Source organism: Haloarcula vallismortis ATCC 29715 (assembly GCF_000337775.1).
Lineage (GTDB): Archaea > Halobacteriota > Halobacteria > Halobacteriales > Haloarculaceae > Haloarcula > Haloarcula vallismortis.
The window spans coordinates 1-1,313 of record NZ_AOLQ01000063.1 but is presented as its reverse complement, the minus strand read 5'-3'; the positions used below and the strand labels follow the sequence as shown (position 1 = coordinate 1,313).

At 56.2% G+C, this 1,313-nt stretch carries 1 rRNA gene; it reads right to left on the bottom strand.

What is annotated here, in order from left to right:
- Positions 1-57: 57 nt before the first annotated feature.
- Positions 58-1,313 (bottom strand): 23S ribosomal RNA (locus C437_RS14830); the annotation flags it as partial.

Genomic DNA, 1,313 nt, shown 5'->3' with positions numbered 1-1,313 from the left:
GCGCCTGGACTCGTTCAGCGACGAGTTAACTCGTCGGTGAATGAGTCACAGTGCGTATGAATGATGGCTTTGGTCTGTTAGTGCTCGTGGGCTTAACGTCTCGTTACCTCGACGCGCACACCCCGAGTCTATCGACCGCGTCTTATACGCGGGACCTCTGCGGTGTCTCTTTTCCAAGTGGGTTTCGAGCTTAGATGCGTTCAGCTCTTACCCCGTGTGGCGTGGCTACCCGGCACGTGCTCTCTCGAACAACCGGTACACCAGTGGCCACCAACCGTAGTTCCTCTCGTACTATACGGTCGTTCTTGTCAGACACCATTACACACCCAGTAGATAGCAGCCGACCTGTCTCACGACGGTCTAAACCCAGCTCACGACCTCCTTTAATAGGCGAACAACCTCACCCTTGCCCGCTTCTGCACGGGCAGGATGGAGGGAACCGACATCGAGGTAGCAAGCCACTCGGTCGATATGTGCTCTTGCGAGTGACGACTCTGTTATCCCTAGGGTAGCTTTTCTGTCATCAATTGCCCGCATCAAGCAGGCTAATTGGTTCGCTAGACCACGCTTTCGCGTCAGCGTTCCTCGTTGGGAAGAACACTGTCAAGCTATCTTTTGCTCTTGCACTCTTCGCCGGGTCTCTGTCCCGGCTGAGATAGCCATAGGGCGCGCTCGATATCTTTTCGAGCGCGTACCGCCCCAGTCAAACTGCCCGGCTATCGGTGTCCTCCTCCCGGAGTGAGAGTCGCAGTCACCGACGGGTAGTATTTCACTGTTGACTCGGTGGCCCGCTAGCGCGGGTACCTGTGTAATGTCTCCTACCTATGCTGCACATCGGCGACCACGTCTCAGCGACAGCCTGCAGTAAAGCTCCATAGGGTCTTCGCTTCCCCCTGGGTGTCTCCAGACTCCGCACTGGAATGTACAGTTCACCGGGCCCAACGTTGGGACAGTGAAGCTCTGGTTAATCCATTCATGCAAGCCGCTACTGATGCGGCAAGGTACTACGCTACCTTAAGAGGGTCATAGTTACCCCCGCCGTTGACAGGTCCTTCGTCCTCTTGTACGAGGTGTTCAGATACCTGCACTGGGCAGGATTCAGTGACCGTACGAGTCCTTGCGGATTTGCGGTCACCTATGTTGTTACTAGACAGTCCGAGCTTCCGAGTCACTGCGACCTGCTCCGTTCCGGAGCAGGCATCCCTTCTTCCGAAGGTACGGGACTAACTTGCCGAATTCCCTAACGTTGGTTGCTCCCGACAGGCCTTGGCTTTCGCCGCCATGGACACCTGTGTCGGTTCTCGGTACGGACA